This window comes from Janthinobacterium tructae (assembly GCF_006517255.1).
GTDB lineage: Bacteria > Pseudomonadota > Gammaproteobacteria > Burkholderiales > Burkholderiaceae_D > Janthinobacterium > Janthinobacterium tructae.
Genome location: NZ_CP041185.1, coordinates 2,668,060 through 2,682,754, shown reverse-complemented (window position 1 = coordinate 2,682,754; position 14,695 = coordinate 2,668,060). Strand labels below are relative to the sequence as shown.

Below are 14,695 nucleotides of genomic sequence, written 5' to 3'. Positions count from 1 at the left end.
CCATGGCTGCGTTGCACGGTCTCGCCGTACTATTCGTACTGTCTTCGACCGCGCGCCTTGCCCTGAACGCCGTCTCAGGCGCTTGCGTGGCCGGAAGGCGGGGCCGCCTTTGCGTCGGTATAATGCTTGGATGCAAAATATTACGACAGCAACCCCATTCAAGCGTATCGTCCTCGGCCTGCAGTACGACGGCACGGCCTGGCATGGATACCAGAAACAGGAAGATGGGCAGACGGTGCAGGACCAGCTGGAAAACGCGCTGGAGCAGTTTGCCCGCGTGCGCCTGGCCACCACCTGCGCCGGCCGCACGGACACGGGCGTGCATGCGCTTGAGCAAGTGGTGCATTTCGATACGGAACTGAACCGCGACGTGCACTCGTGGGTGCGCGGCGTCAACGCCTTCCTGCCGAAATCGATCGCCGTGCGCTGGGCCAAGGAGCTCGAAGGTGACCCCACCGTCAACGATTTCTTCCACGCCCGCTTCAGTGCGCGCGCGCGTACCTATCATTATGTGTTGTACAACAACGCCACCCGTTCGCCGCTGGTGGAAGGGCGCGCCGGCTTCTTTTTCCGTCCGCTGGACGTGGAACTGATGCGCCAGGCCGTGCAGCCGCTGTTGGGCTGGCACGACTTCACGGCCTTCCGCGCCGCGCAATGCCAGGCCAAGTCGCCCGTCAAGCTGATGCACGACATCCGCATCGAGCGGCGCGGCGATTGCGTCATTTTTACCATCACGGCCAATGCCTTTTTGCACCACATGGTGCGCAACCTGGTCGGCTCGCTCGTCTACATCGGCACGGGGCGCGAAAAGCCGGAATGGCTGGGGCACTTGCTGGAAAGTAAAGATCGCCATGCTGCCGCGCCCACCTTCATGCCGGACGGCTTGTACCTGGCGCAGATCGATTACGACCCCAAGTGGGAGTTGCCGCAAGACAGCAGCAGCGCCTTGCCCTGGTTCTGACGGCTTACCTTAAGGAATAACATGCCACGCACACGCATCAAGATCTGCGGCCTGACCCGCGCCGAAGACATACAGGCGGTCGTGGCGGCGGGCGCCGACGCCATCGGCTTCGTGTTTTATCCGAAAAGCCCCCGCTACGTGACGCCCGAGCAGGCGGCGGCCCTGATCGCCGCCATGCCGCCTTACGTGACGACGGTGGGCTTGTTCGTCAACGCCACCGTGGAAGAAGTGCGGGCCACCAGGGCCGTGGCGCCGTTATCTCTGCTGCAATTTCATGGCGACGAGACACCGGAACACAGCGCGGCGCTCGCTTGGGCCGTCAATACGCCGTTTACGCAAGTGTTCCGCGTCAAACCTGACACCTCCCGTGAAGATTTGCTAGAATACGAGCAGCGCTATCGCGCCGCCAGTCCCCTGTTTGCCAGCCTTTTGCTGGATACCTATGTGGATGCGTATGGCGGTGCAGGAAAGGTATTCGATTGGTCCCTCATTCCAGAAGAACTCGCGCCTCGGGTCGTTTTAAGTGGTGGCTTGAGCGTACAAAACGCGACTGACGCAGTGGTGCGCGTGCGCCCTTACGCCGTCGACATCAGCAGTGGTGTCGAAGCGTCCAAGGGCATCAAGGACGCGTCCCGTGTCCGCGCGTTTATCGCCGCGGTGCAGGATGCCGATGCCATCATTGCCAGAGGAAACCACCATGAATGACCACACCACAGCGCCCGGCGCCGCCGCCGCATTGTTCCACGCCACCGATTATCCGTTTCCCGACCTGCGCGGCCACTTCGGCCCGTACGGCGGCGCGTTTGTTGCCGAAACGCTCACGCACGCGCTGGACGAGCTGAAAGACGCCTATGCGCGCTACAGCGCTGACCCGGAATTCCTCGAAGAATTCCGCTATGAGCTCAAGCACTTCGTCGGCCGTCCATCGCCCATCTACCACGCCAAGCGCTGGTCCGAGATGGCCGGTGGCGCACAAATCTATTTCAAGCGCGAAGACTTGAACCACACGGGCGCGCACAAGATCAACAACGTGATCGGCCAGGCCCTGCTGGCCAGGCGCATGGGCAAGCCGCGCATCATCGCCGAGACGGGCGCGGGCCAGCACGGCGTGGCCACGGCCACCATCTGCGCCCGCTTCGGACTCGAATGCGTGGTCTACATGGGTAGCGAAGACGTCAAGCGCCAGGCGCAAAACGTGTACCGCATGAAATTGCTGGGCGCCACCGTCGTACCGGTCGAATCGGGCTCGAAGACCCTCAAGGATGCGCTGAATGAAGCCATGCGCGACTGGGTCACCAACATCGAAAACACCTTTTATATCATCGGCACCGTGGCCGGACCCCATCCTTACCCGATGATGGTGCGCGACTTCCAGTCCGTGATCGGCGAGGAGTGCCTGGTGCAGATGCCGGAAATGACGGGCCGCCAGCCCGACTATGTGGTCGCCTGCATCGGCGGCGGCTCGAACGCCATGGGCATCTTTTACCCGTACATCGACCAGAAGGATGTAAAACTGATCGGCGTGGAAGCGGCCGGTGAAGGATTGAATACGGGCAAGCACTCCGCTTCGCTGGCGGCCGGTTTTCCGGGCGTGCTGCACGGCAACCGCACCTATCTGTTGCAGGATGAAAACGGTCAGATCATCGAGACGCATTCCGTCTCGGCCGGCCTCGATTATCCCGGCGTGGGTCCGGAACATGCGTGGTTGAAAGACTTGGGCCGCGCGCAATACGTGTCCATCACGGATGACGAGGCGCTGCAGGCGTTCCACGACTGCTGCCATATCGAAGGCATCATCCCCGCCCTGGAATCGTCGCACGCGCTGGCCTACGCGGCCAAGCTGGCGGCCACCTTGCCGAAAGACCAGATCGTGCTGGCCAACCTGTCGGGCCGTGGCGACAAGGACATGCATACCGTGGCGGAGCGCATGGGATTGAATTTCAGTTAAATAACTGTCAATTTTCAATAACGCGTAGGTCGGCTTAGCGCGCCAGCGCGTAAGCCGACATCTCCCACCGATAAAGAAAGCTATCCATGTCCCGTATCGCCGCCACCTTTGCCAACTTAAAATCCAACAACAAGACCGGCCTGGTCACCTTCATTACCGCCGGCGACCCCGGCCCTGACGCCACCGTGCCCCTGATGCACGCGCTCGTCGAGGGCGGCGCCGACATACTGGAACTGGGCGTACCGTTTTCCGATCCCATGGCCGAAGGCCCCGTCATTCAGCGCGCCTGCGAGCGCGCATTGAAATTCAACGTCGGCATCCACGATGTGTTCGGCTATGTACGCCAGTTCCGCGTAACGAACCAGACGACGCCCGTGGTACTGATGGGCTATGCGAATCCCATCGAGCGTATCGGCAGCGCCGCCTTCATTGCCGCCGCGCAAGCGGCCGGCGCCGATGGCGCCATCGTCGTCGACTATCCGCCGGAAGAGTGCGAGGAGTTTGGTGCCGCCATGCGCGAAGCCGGCCTCGACCTGATCTTCCTGCTGGCGCCCACCTCGACCGAAGAGCGCATCGCGCAAGTGGCCAAGGTTGGCGGCGGCTTCAGCTATTATGTGTCGCTCAAGGGCGTCACGGGCGCCGGTAACATTGATACGGAACAGGTGGCGGAACGTCTCGCGGCCATCCGCCAGCATGTAAAATTACCTATCGGCGTGGGCTTCGGCATCCGCGATGGCGCCACGGCCAAGGCCGTTGCCAAGGTGGCCGATGCCGTCGTGATCGGCAGCCGCATCATCCAGGAGATAGAAAATGCGCCGGAAGGCGGCGCCGTGGACGCCGTGCGCAGCTTTACGGCAGGCATCCGCGCCGCCCTGGATGCCTGAGCAAGCTTGCCGTTTACGCAAGATGCGTTGACGGCAAAGTTCGACAGCCCGGCGATAAACGGCTACACTTCGGCCACTGATTTGCCTGTTATTGTGCAATAGATAAAATTTTTGGTGGCACCCTGCGGGGCGTCGCCGTTTACCGTCTGCCGGGGGCGTCCACCGACGCTACCCCTACAAGGGCCCAAGGAGAAAATATGAGTTGGTTGGAAAAACTGCTGCCACCGCGCATCCAGCGTTCTGATGCCGCCGCGCGCAAGACCATGCCGGAAGGCCTGTGGGTCAAGTGCCCGTCGTGCGAAGCCGTGCTGTACCGTACGGACCTGGAATCGAATTTGCACGTGTGCCCGAAATGCGATCATCACATGCGCATCCGCGCGCGTGAGCGCCTCGACAGCCTGCTCGACGCGGGCGGCCGCTATGAAATCGGCCAGGAAATCCTGCCTGTCGATACCCTGAAGTTCAAGGACAGCAAGAAATACCCGGACCGCCTGAAGTCCGCCATGGAAGCGACGGGCGAGACGGATGCGATGGTCGTCATGGGGGGCGCCATCATGAGCTTGCCAGTCGTCGTCGCGTGTTTCGAATTCGAATTCATGGGCGGCTCCATGGGCTCCGTCGTGGGCGAGCGCTTCGTGCGCGGCGCGCAAATCGCGCTGGAACAGAAAGTGCCGTTCATTTGCATCACCGCCACCGGTGGCGCGCGCATGCAGGAAGGCTTGCTGTCGCTGATGCAGATGGCGAAAACCACGGCCATGCTGACCAAGCTGTCGGAAAAGAAATTGCCATTCATCAGCGTGCTGACCGACCCGACCATGGGCGGTGTGTCCGCCTCGTTCGCCTTCATGGGCGACGTGGTGATCGCCGAGCCGAAAGCGCTGATCGGCTTTGCCGGCCCGCGCGTGATTGAAAACACCGTGCGCGAAAAACTGCCGGAAGGCTTCCAGCGCGCCGAGTTCCTCGTCACCAAGGGCGCCGTCGACATGATCGTCGACCGCCGCAAGATGCGCGAAGAAATCGCGCGTCTGCTGGCCTTGTTGCAAAACCAGGCTGTGGAAGTGCTGGCTTAATTTGCCGCTGGCGTCGGGTTACGGTCTTTGGCCTAACCCGACCTGCATCGTCCTGCCTCGTTATATCTCTTCTGCGCCTTGCGCATCGCATCCTTCAAGAAGTCTCCCATGCAAAACCTCCCTACGTCATTGCCAGACTGGCTCGCCATGCTGGAAACCCGCCATTCGGAAACCCAGATCAACATGGGCCTGGATCGCGTGCAAGCCGTCAAGGCACGCATGCAACTGGCGTTTACTTGCCCCGTGATCATGGTGGCGGGCACGAATGGCAAGGGGTCCACCTGCGCCATGCTGGAATCCGTGCTGTTGCGTGCCGGCTACAAAGTGGGGCTGTACATCAAGCCGCACTTTCTCGATTTTAACGAGCGCGCGCGCGTGCTGGGCGAGATGGCCAGCGACGAACAGCTCGTTGCCAGCTTCAATGCCGTCGAAGCCGTGCGCGGTGACACGCCGCTCACGTATTTCGAGTTCACCACCCTGGCCATCCTGTATTTGCTGTCGCAAGCCAACTTGGACGTGGCCATCCTGGAAGTGGGCCTGGGCGGGCGCCTCGATGCCGTCAACGTGATCGACGCCGATGTGGCCATCGTCACCAGCGTCGACATCGACCATACGGATTACCTGGGCGACACGCGCGAAGCGATCGGCTTTGAAAAGGCCGGTATTTTCCGTGCGGGCAAGGCGGCCATCTGCAGCGACCCCGTGCCGCCGCAGTCGCTGATCGACCATGCGACCGCCATCGGCGCCGACCTGTGGCTGATGGGCCGTGATTTCAACTATTCGGGCGACAAGCAGCAGTGGAACTACGGCGGACGCGAGCAGCGCCGCAATTCGCTGGCCTACCCGAGCTTGCGCGGCGCCAACCAGATCCTGAATGCGACGGCCGTGCTGGCCGCGCTGGAAGTGCTGAGGCTGAAACTGCCCGTGGGCGCGCAGGAAGTGCGCACGGGCCTGGTGACGGTGGAATTGCCGGGTCGCTTCCAGGTCTTGCCGGGCCGCCCCAGCGTGATCCTCGACGTGGCGCACAACCCCCACGCGGCCGCGGCGCTGAACCAGAACCTGGGCAACATGGGGTTTCACCCGTACACCTATGCCGTGTTCGGCTCCATGCACGACAAGGATATCGATGGCGTGCTGGCCGCGATGAGCGAACACGTCGACCACTGGTGCCTGGCGGGCTTGCCGTCGCCGCGCGCGGCCACGGCTTCCGAGCTGGCCGCCAAGGTGCAGATCATGCTCGAAGATAAGCCCGACAGCAGCGAGCATACTGTGTCTATTTTCGATGATCCGGCACAAGCTTTTGCAAATGCAATGAGCCGGGCCGGTGAGAATGATAGAATTGTGGTCTTTGGTTCTTTCCTCACCGTTGCCGGCGTGATGAAGGCCAGAAAATCCTCACTTCACTGAAACGCACTCGACTGAAAATCACGCATGGGCTTGTTCTCGAAACTGTTTAAAAACAAGCAAGAATCCTCTGGCGAAGACAGCGGCTTTTATGTCCCTGGCGAAGCACAGTCGCCGACCCGCAAGCGCGCCGCCAACACCTCCGGTGGCGGCGGTTCGCGCCGTGGCGGCAAGGAAGCGCCGGACCCGGTCTTGCCTGAAAAGAAGCGCGCCCGCCGCCGCCTGGTCGGTGCCATCGCCCTGGCCCTGGGTGTGGCTGTCGGCTTGCCGATGCTGCTCGATTCCGAGCCGAAAGCGCCTTTCAACGATATCGCCATCGACATTCCGTCGAAAGAAAAGGCCGTTGCGCCTGTGCCCGCTCCCGTGCCGGCCGCGCCCGCTCAGGCGTCTGCGCACAATGGCCTGGACCAGTCCGAGGAAATCATCGACGCGCCCCTGCCGCCAGCGGCCAAGCCCACGCCGGCACCAGCAGCGGTACCTGCGCCCGTGCTGGCCGCCGTCCAGCCTGCGCCTGCCAAGCCGGCCTATGTGGAACCGAAACCCGAGCCCAAGCCTGAGCCCAAACCGGTCAAGGTGGAGCCGAAGCCTGAGCCGAAACACGAAACCAAGCCGGAACCGAAGCACGAGGTCAAGGTGGAATCGAAGCCGGAACCCAAGCATGAGGTAAAACCGGAAGCCAAGCCTGCCAAGCCGGCGCAATCGGCCGACGATGCCGCGCGCGCCATGGCGATTCTGGAAGGCAAGGCGCTGGACAAGCCGCAAGAGAAAGCACAAGACAAGGCACACGACGCCGGCAGCGGCAAGTTCGTGGTGCAGGTGGCGGCCCTGGCGACGCAGGACAAGGTCGATGAATTGCAGGACAAGCTGCGCGAAGCGGGCATCAAGTCCTATACGCAGAAAGTCTCCAGCCCGGCGGGCGAGCGCATCCGCGTGCGCGTGGGCCCGTTCGGCAGCCGTGAAGACGCCGAAAAGACCCGCGCCAAGCTGCAGAAGCTGGGCCTGGGCGGCAGTCTGGTACCAGCGTGATGTTGCAAGGCTGAACGGACGTGACGATCTTCGATTACCTGGTGCTGTTCGTGCTGGTGACGTCCGTGCTGATCAGCATGATGCGCGGCCTGGTCAAGGAAATACTGTCATTGGTCAGCTGGATCGTGGCGTTCGTCATCGCCAACGCGTATGGCGCCACCCTGGCGAAATTCCTGCCGGAAGCCGTGCCGGGCGAAGCCGTCCGCCTGTTGCTGGCCTTCGTGGTGCTGTTCATCGGCGTACGCATTTTGATGGGATTGCTGTCCATGACGGTCGACGCACTGGTCAAGGTGACGGGCCTGAGCCTGGCCGACCGCACTCTGGGCAGCCTGTTCGGCGTGGCGCGCGGCCTGGTGATCGTGCTGACCACCGTCATCTTGTGCGGCATGACTTCCATACCGCAGCAGTCATTCTGGAAAAATGCGTTGCTCAGCCCGCTCGCGGAGCAGGGCGCGCGTGCCATCAAGCCTTATCTGCCTGCCGCTTACGCGCAGCATGTGAAATTTTGAATTTTTTTAAAATCAGTAGCACAGTTTAGGAGCACACCATGTGTGGCATCGTCGGCGTCGTTTCCCATCAACCTGTCAATCAATTGCTCTATGATGCATTGTTGCTCTTGCAACATCGCGGTCAGGACGCGGCAGGGATTGCGACCAATCACAGCAGTATGTTTTCCATGCACAAAGCCAATGGCCTCGTGCGTGACGTCTTCCGTACGCGCAACATGCGTTCGTTGCAAGGCACGACGGGCATCGGCCATTGCCGCTACCCGACGGCCGGTTCGTCGAGCGAAGAGGAAGCACAACCGTTTTATGTGAATGCGCCGTTCGGCATCACCCTGGCGCACAATGGCAACCTGACCAACTGGGAACAGTTGAAACAGGAAATGTTCAAAAATGACCGCCGCCACATCAATACCGATTCCGATTCGGAAGTGCTGCTCAATGTGCTGGCGCATGAAATCCAGGAAGCGACAACGGGCCTGAACCTGGACCCGGAAGCCATCTTCAAGGCCATCACCGTGCTGAACCGCCGCGTCAAGGGCGGCTACGCCGCCGTGGCGCAAATCGCCGGCGTGGGCTTGTTGGCCTTCCGCGACCCGCACGGCATCCGTCCGCTGTGCCTGGGCATCAATGAAACGGAGCAAGGCCCCGAATACCTGATCGCCTCCGAATCCGTGGCCCTGGAAGGCATGGGCTTCCGCTTCGTGCGCGACATCGGTCCCGGCGAAGCCGTCTTCATCGATGCCGACAAGAAATTGCACAGCGCTCAGTGCGCCGACAATGCCAGCCTGAATCCCTGCGTGTTCGAATTCGTCTACCTGGCCCGTCCCGACTCCGTCATCGACGGCGCCTCGGTGTACGCCACGCGCCTGAAAATGGGCGAATACCTGGCTGAAAAGATCCGTGCCGAATTGCCGGACGTGCATATCGACGTGGTCATGCCGATTCCCGATTCCTCGCGTCCTGCCGCCATCCAGCTGGCACTGGCGCTGAACCTCGAATACCGCGAAGGCTTCATCAAGAACCGCTACATCGGCCGTACCTTCATCATGCCGGGCCAGGCGGCGCGCAAGAAATCCGTGCGCCAGAAGCTCAACGCGATCCCGTCCGAATTCAAGGATAAGGTGGTGTTGCTGGTCGACGATTCCATCGTGCGCGGCACCACCAGCCGTGAAATCGTGCAGATGGCGCGCGAAGCGGGCGCGACGAAAGTCATCTTCGCCTCGGCCGCGCCACCGGTGATTTACCCGAACGTGTACGGCATCGATATGCCGACGCGCGATGAGCTGATCGCCTATGGCCGCACGACGGAAGAAGTGTGCCGCGAAATCACGGCCGATTACCTGGTGTACCAGGATATCGGCGCATTGAAGCAGGCGATTGCCGACGTCAATCCGGCACTGACGAACTTCGAGGCTTCGTGCTTCGATGGCGTGTACGTGACGGGCGACGTGTCGCAGGAATATCTGGACCGCCTGGAATATGCGCGCCACCATCCGAAGGCGGCAGCGCCGGAAGATACGCCACGTTCCCAGCTGAACCTGAACCTGGCGACGACAGAAGCATAAGTAACCTGCCCGGCCGATGCCGGGCTTTTTTTTCTCCGCGATCATGAACTATAAAAAAAACTACGGCTTTACCACCACCATCCTGCATAACGACCGCCGCAAGGGTATCGAGCACGGCTCGTTGCACAAGCCTGTGCACACCTCCGTCGCCTTCGGCTACAGCGACGCGCGCCAGCTCGCTTCCGTGTTCCAGGGCAAGGAGCCGGGCTTTCGCTACGGCCGCCAGGGTAACCCGACGGTGTCCGCGCTGGAAGACAAGGTCAACAAGATGGAAGATGGCGTGGCCACCTTGTGTTTCGCCACCGGCATGGGCGCCATCGGCGCCGTGGTGCAGTCGCTGCTGCGCGCGGGCGACCATGTGGTGTCGTCGGCCTTTTTGTTTGGTAATACCAACAGCCTGTGGCAGACGGTGACGGGGCAGGGCATCGCCGTCTCGTTCGTCGACGCCACCGAGGTGGCCAATGTGGCGGCCGCCATCACGCCGGCCACGCGCATCGTGTTCGTGGAAACCATCGCCAATCCACGCACGCAGATCGCCGACCTGGCAAAGATCGGTGCCTTGTGCAAGGAACGCGGCATTTTGTACATCGTCGACAACACCATGACGACGCCTTATCTGTTCCGCCCGAAAGCGGTGGGCGCGGGCCTGGTGGTCAATGCGCTGACGAAATCCATCGGCGGCCACGGCAATGCGCTGGGCGGCAGCTTGACGGACACGGGCGTGTTCGACTGGACGCAGTACCCGAACATTTTCGACAATTATAAAAAAGCGGCGCCGGCGCAGTGGGGCATCGCGCAAATCCGCGCCAAGGCTTTGCGCGATTTCGGCGCATCGCTGGGTCCGGAAGCGGCGCACCATATCGCCGTCGGCGCGGAAACCATGGCCTTGCGCATGGACCGCACCTGTTCCAATGCCCTGGCGCTGGCCAGCATGCTGGTCGCCGACCCGCGCGTGGCGGCCGTGCATTACCCTGGCTTGGCGTCGCACCCGCAGCACGCGCTGGCGACGGACTTGTTCCGCAGTTATGGCTCGCTGTTCAGCTTTGAATTAAAAGATGGCATCGATTGCTTCGATTTCCTGAATCGCCTGAATCTGGCTATTCCAGCGAGCAACCTCGGTGACACGCGCACCCTGGTCATTCCCGTCGCTCACACGATCTTTTATGAGATGGGTGCCGAGCGCCGAGCCAGCATGGGCATTGCCGAGTCCTTGATCCGCGTGTCGGTGGGTATCGAGGATGAAGCCGATTTGCTCGAGGATTTCCGCCAGGCACTCGATGCCTAAGCGGGCGGACAAATGAAAAGGGCCGCAACAGTCATGCTGTTGCGGCCCTTTTTACCTGCGGTGGTTTAATGCCAGCTGCGCATCAAGCCTACCGCGAGGCCTTCCAGGGCGAACTCATCTTCCGGCGATACGGTGATGACCTTGAAGTCGGGGTTTTCCGGCAGCAGTTCGATGACGGAACCCGTCTTCTTGTAGCGTTTGACGGTGACTTCGTCGCCGATGCGGGCCACGACGATCTGGCCGTTCTTGGCGCTGTCGACCTTCTTGACGGCCAATAAGTCGCCATCCATGATGCCGGCGTCGCGCATGGACCAGCCGCGCACCTTCAGCAGGAAGTCGGGCTTGGCCGAGAACAGGGCCGGGTCCACGTTGTAGCTCGCTTCCAGGTTTTCCTGTGCCAGGATGGGCGAGCCTGCCGCCACCCGGCCGATCAGGGGCAGCGACATCAGCAGCGCTGCCGGCACCTTCGATGGCGCTGCTTCGGCTGCCGCACCGATCAGGCGGATGCCGCGCGAGGTGCCAGGCGAAATCTCGATCGCGCCCTTGCGGGCCAGGGCCTGCAAATGCTCTTCGGCCGCATTGGCCGATTTGAAACCCAGTTCATTGGCGATTTCGGCACGGGTGGGAGGAAAACCCGTGTTTTCAATCGCGTCCTTGATCAGGTTCAGAATTTGTTCTTGTCGTGCTGTCAGCTTGATCATGAGCGGTGGGTGCATACTAAAATGCTGTCTATATGAACAGTCTGTATTTTTGTACAGTATCGCCCACTATGCAAGGGGATTTCGGTTATTTGCGCGAATTTCGTGCGAAATACTGGAATGGGCAGGAAAAAGCGCCTGGCCTGCTCCGTGCGCGGGCCGCTTGTTGAAGGAATGATTGAAACGTTTGCAAAAGGCGGTTATAATCTTCGGCTGACCTTCCCACACCCGTCTTGACGCCGGGGTGGGCGATTATCAATCCGACCTGAAGGAGTTTGCATGCGTCATTATGAAATAGTCTTTATCGTCCATCCGGACCAAAGCGAGCAAGTGCCCGCGATGATCGAACGCTACAAAGCCAGCGTAACCACCCGCGGCGGTTCGGTTCACCGCGTGGAAGATTGGGGCCGCCGTCAAATGGCTTACTCGATCCAAAAGCTGCCTAAAGCACACTACATCTGCCTGAACATCGAATGCGACAACGAGACCCTGGTCGAGTTGGAAACAGCATTCAAATTCAATGATGCCGTGTTGCGTCACCTGACCGTTAAAATGAAGAAAGCTGAAACAGCACCTTCGCCGATGATGAAATCGGTACAACGCGAAGACGCGGCCAAAAGCCACCGCACCGAAGCACCAGCAGCCGCTCCTGCCGCAGCAGCAGCTTAATTCTTGACCAGGATCGTGCGCTGAACCAGCTACAAGTAACCGCCATCATTGCCGAGCGCGAAATATTGCGCTATACCCCGGCAGGGCTGCCGATTGTGAATGCAGTATTGCAACACAGTTCGCAGCAGATGGAAGCAGGGATTGCCCGTTTGACCGAGTTTGATGTTGCCGCGCTAGCCGCTGGCGAAATATCAGGCCGGTTCAGTCAGGCAAGCTTGGGCGGGGTGTATCAGTTCACGGGTTTCCTGGCCAGGAAGAGCCGCAACAGCAAGAGTTTGGTGTTTCACATCATTGATTTTAGTGCAGTCACCCCGACTAGCGCATTTTAGATACAGGAGCCTGACATGGCATTCGGTAAAAAGTTCGACAAAAATAAGCTCAAGCTTAAAGAAAAACGCAAACAGCAAAACCCGTTGTTCAAACGCAAGAAGTTCTGCCGCTTCACCGCAGCTCACGTTGAGCAAGTCGACTACAAAGACGTCGACACGCTGAAAGACTTCGTCCAAGAAAACGGCAAGATCATGCCAGCACGCCTGACCGGTACCAAAGCGCACTACCAGCGCCAAGTCGACACCGCAATCAAGCGCGCTCGCTTCCTCGCGCTGCTGCCATACACCGATCTGCACCACGCTTAATCGGTCAGATATTCCTGGAGAAGAACTATGCAAATCATTCTGTTAGAAAAAGTTGTTAACGTCGGTAACCTCGGCGAAGTCGTCAAAGTCAAAGACGGTTACGCACGTAACTTCCTGATCCCGCAACGCCTGGCACGTCGTGCCACGGCTACCGCTGTGGCTGAATTCGAAGTCAAGCGCGCCGAACTGGAAAAAGCTGCTGCCGCCAAACTGGCCGCATCGCAAGCCCAGGGCGAAAAACTGAGCGGCCTGACCGTTCAAGTTGCTCAAAAAGCTGGTGTTGATGGCCGTCTGTTCGGTTCCGTCACCAACTTCGACATCGCTGAAGCGCTGACCAAGCAAGGTTTTGCTGTTGAAAAAGCACAAATCCGCATGCCTACCGGCCCGCTGAAGATCGTTGGCGAGCACAACGTTTCGGTTGCTCTGCACACCGACGTGGTCGTGGAAGTTGTTATCGCTGTCGTACCAGACGCGAACGCGTAATTGTCTGCGGGCCTGGCCCGCAAGCATTGCCGCACGATGAAAAGCCGGGTTCGCCCGGCTTTTTTGTGGCCTTTTTTTCGCTCAATTTCAGCCCTTTATTTTTGCCAGCACGCCGAAGCGGGTATAATTCGCGCCATGAACGCCCCCTCTGATCCGCAACTGGATTCCCTCCGTATTCCGCCGCATTCGATCGAAGCAGAACAATCCGTTATCGGTGGTCTGTTGCGCGACAATGCAGCATATGACCGCATCGCCGACTTCATGCATGCGGAGGATTTCTATCGCTATGACCATCGCATCATCTTCGAGCAAATCGTCAAGATGATTAACGGCTCCAGACCGGCCGATGTCATTACTGTTTTTGAAACCCTGACCCAGCTCGGCAAGGCCGATGATGTGGGCGGACTCGCTTACCTGAACGCCATGGCGCAAAATACGCCATCGGCCGCGAACATCCGGCGTTATGCCGAGATCGTGCGCGACCGCGGCGTGCTGCGCAAACTCATCACTGTCGCCGACGATATCTCCGGCACGGCCTTCAGCCCGCAAGGCAAGGAAGTCAAGCAGATGCTTGACGAGGCCGAATCGAAGATTTTCGCCATCGCCGAAGAAGGCGCGCGCGGCGCCCAGGGCTGGACCGCCATCCAGCCCCTGCTGACGCAGGTGGTCGAGCGTATCGACGAGCTGTACAGCCGCGACAACCAGAGTGAAATCACGGGCGTGCCCACCGGTTTCATCGACCTCGACCGCATGACCTCCGGTCTGCAGCCGGGCGACCTGGTGATCGTGGCGGGCCGTCCTTCGATGGGCAAGACGGCGTTTTCCGTCAACATCGGCGAAAACGTGGCCATCGACAGCGGCTTGCCCGTGGCCGTGTTTTCGATGGAGATGGGCGGCGCCCAGCTGGCCATGCGTATGCTCGGTTCCGTCGGCCAGCTCGACCAGCACCGTCTGCGCACGGGCCGCCTGAACGACGAAGACTGGCCACGCCTGACGAATGCGATTCAAAAGATGAACGACGCCCAGTTGTACATCGATGAAACGCCGGCCTTGAATTCGATCGAATTGCGGGCCCGCTCGCGCCGTTTGTCGCGTCAATGCGGCAAGCTGGGCCTGATCATCGTCGATTACTTGCAGCTGATGTCGGCCAATAGCCCGGGCGATAACCGCGCCACGGAGATTTCCGAGATTTCACGGGGCTTGAAAGGCCTGGCGAAAGAACTCGGTTGTCCCGTGATCGCGTTGTCGCAGCTGAACCGCTCGCTGGAACAGCGGCCGAACAAGCGTCCCGTGATGTCGGACTTGCGCGAATCGGGCGCTATTGAACAGGATGCCGACGTGATCCTGTTCATTTACCGTGATGAGGTGTATAACCCCGACTCGCCAGACAAGGGAACGGCCGAAATCATCATCGGTAAACAACGTAACGGTCCGATCGGCAGCATCCGCCTCACCTTCATGGGGCAGTACACCAAATTTGGCAATTACAGTGGTGGCCTGGCGCTTTACCAAGGCGACTAAGACTCAGCAGCACTGATATTCCATTGGCCGCCCCCTCATA

The 14,695-nt window shown here is 60.3% G+C and carries 16 protein-coding genes; 15 read left to right on the top strand and 1 reads right to left on the bottom strand.

What is annotated here, in order from left to right; genetic code table 11:
* Nucleotides 1-130: 130 nt before the first annotated feature.
* The 10 genes from truA to FJQ89_RS11685 all read left to right on the top strand — a co-directional run bounded on the left by truA (nucleotide 131) and on the right by FJQ89_RS11685 (nucleotide 10,649).
* Nucleotides 131-961: a tRNA pseudouridine(38-40) synthase TruA gene (truA, locus tag FJQ89_RS11730; protein WP_116745200.1), complete on the top strand. Its 831-nt coding sequence runs from the start codon at nucleotides 131-133 to the stop codon at nucleotides 959-961.
* A gap of 21 nt (nucleotides 962-982) precedes the next feature.
* Nucleotides 983-1,666, top strand: a complete 684-nt coding sequence (locus tag FJQ89_RS11725; protein ID WP_141170301.1) for a phosphoribosylanthranilate isomerase — start codon at nucleotides 983-985, stop codon at nucleotides 1,664-1,666.
* Nucleotides 1,659-2,909: a tryptophan synthase subunit beta gene (gene trpB, locus FJQ89_RS11720; protein ID WP_141170300.1), complete on the top strand. Its 1,251-nt coding sequence runs from the start codon at nucleotides 1,659-1,661 to the stop codon at nucleotides 2,907-2,909. The genes FJQ89_RS11725 and trpB overlap by 8 nt, the downstream gene beginning before the upstream one ends.
* Before the next feature lie 86 nt (nucleotides 2,910-2,995).
* On the top strand, nucleotides 2,996-3,793 hold the full coding sequence (trpA, locus tag FJQ89_RS11715) for a tryptophan synthase subunit alpha (RefSeq protein ID WP_141170299.1): 798 nt from the start codon (nucleotides 2,996-2,998) through the stop codon (nucleotides 3,791-3,793).
* Between the two features lie 197 nt (nucleotides 3,794-3,990).
* Nucleotides 3,991-4,863, top strand: coding sequence for an acetyl-CoA carboxylase, carboxyltransferase subunit beta (accD, locus tag FJQ89_RS11710; protein ID WP_010400390.1), 873 nt, complete (start codon nucleotides 3,991-3,993; stop codon nucleotides 4,861-4,863).
* A 108-nt stretch (nucleotides 4,864-4,971) separates the two neighbouring features.
* Complete coding sequence (gene folC, locus FJQ89_RS11705; protein ID WP_141170298.1) at nucleotides 4,972-6,270, top strand: bifunctional tetrahydrofolate synthase/dihydrofolate synthase; 1,299 nt, start codon at nucleotides 4,972-4,974, stop codon at nucleotides 6,268-6,270.
* 24 nt (nucleotides 6,271-6,294) lie between these two features.
* Nucleotides 6,295-7,293 carry an SPOR domain-containing protein gene (locus FJQ89_RS11700; RefSeq protein WP_141170297.1) on the top strand — a complete coding sequence of 333 codons (999 nt, stop codon included), beginning with the start codon at nucleotides 6,295-6,297 and terminating at the stop codon, nucleotides 7,291-7,293.
* Between the two features lie 20 nt (nucleotides 7,294-7,313).
* Nucleotides 7,314-7,802 (top strand): CvpA family protein, encoded by a 489-nt coding sequence (locus FJQ89_RS11695; RefSeq protein WP_101482258.1) that lies wholly within the window; start codon nucleotides 7,314-7,316, stop codon nucleotides 7,800-7,802.
* 38 nt (nucleotides 7,803-7,840) lie between these two features.
* A complete protein-coding gene (gene purF / locus FJQ89_RS11690) occupies nucleotides 7,841-9,364 on the top strand; it encodes an amidophosphoribosyltransferase (protein ID WP_071076105.1) in 1,524 nt (507 codons plus the stop codon).
* A gap of 43 nt (nucleotides 9,365-9,407) precedes the next feature.
* Nucleotides 9,408-10,649 carry a cystathionine gamma-synthase family protein gene (locus FJQ89_RS11685; protein ID WP_141170296.1) on the top strand — a complete coding sequence of 414 codons (1,242 nt, stop codon included), beginning with the start codon at nucleotides 9,408-9,410 and terminating at the stop codon, nucleotides 10,647-10,649.
* 65 nt (nucleotides 10,650-10,714) lie between these two features.
* Here FJQ89_RS11685 and lexA read toward each other — a convergent pair whose 3' ends face one another.
* Nucleotides 10,715-11,350 carry a transcriptional repressor LexA gene (gene lexA, locus FJQ89_RS11680; RefSeq protein ID WP_035821024.1) on the bottom strand — a complete coding sequence of 212 codons (636 nt, stop codon included), beginning with the start codon at nucleotides 11,348-11,350 and terminating at the stop codon, nucleotides 10,715-10,717.
* 276 nt (nucleotides 11,351-11,626) lie between these two features.
* On the opposite strand from lexA, the gene rpsF reads away from it, so the two are divergent.
* From rpsF to FJQ89_RS11655, 5 genes are all read left to right on the top strand, one after another.
* Nucleotides 11,627-12,016 carry a 30S ribosomal protein S6 gene (gene rpsF / locus FJQ89_RS11675; protein ID WP_034750499.1) on the top strand — a complete coding sequence of 130 codons (390 nt, stop codon included), beginning with the start codon at nucleotides 11,627-11,629 and terminating at the stop codon, nucleotides 12,014-12,016.
* A 20-nt stretch (nucleotides 12,017-12,036) separates the two neighbouring features.
* Entirely contained in the window at nucleotides 12,037-12,345 is a 309-nt protein-coding gene (gene priB / locus FJQ89_RS11670) for a primosomal replication protein N (protein ID WP_071322552.1), read from the top strand.
* A gap of 15 nt (nucleotides 12,346-12,360) precedes the next feature.
* Nucleotides 12,361-12,651 carry a 30S ribosomal protein S18 gene (rpsR, locus tag FJQ89_RS11665; RefSeq protein WP_010400024.1) on the top strand — a complete coding sequence of 97 codons (291 nt, stop codon included), beginning with the start codon at nucleotides 12,361-12,363 and terminating at the stop codon, nucleotides 12,649-12,651.
* Between the two features lie 27 nt (nucleotides 12,652-12,678).
* Nucleotides 12,679-13,134 carry a 50S ribosomal protein L9 gene (gene rplI, locus FJQ89_RS11660; protein ID WP_034783456.1) on the top strand — a complete coding sequence of 152 codons (456 nt, stop codon included), beginning with the start codon at nucleotides 12,679-12,681 and terminating at the stop codon, nucleotides 13,132-13,134.
* 135 nt (nucleotides 13,135-13,269) lie between these two features.
* Nucleotides 13,270-14,655, top strand: a complete 1,386-nt coding sequence (locus FJQ89_RS11655) for a replicative DNA helicase (protein ID WP_071076107.1) — start codon at nucleotides 13,270-13,272, stop codon at nucleotides 14,653-14,655.
* Nucleotides 14,656-14,695: the final 40 nt, after the last annotated feature.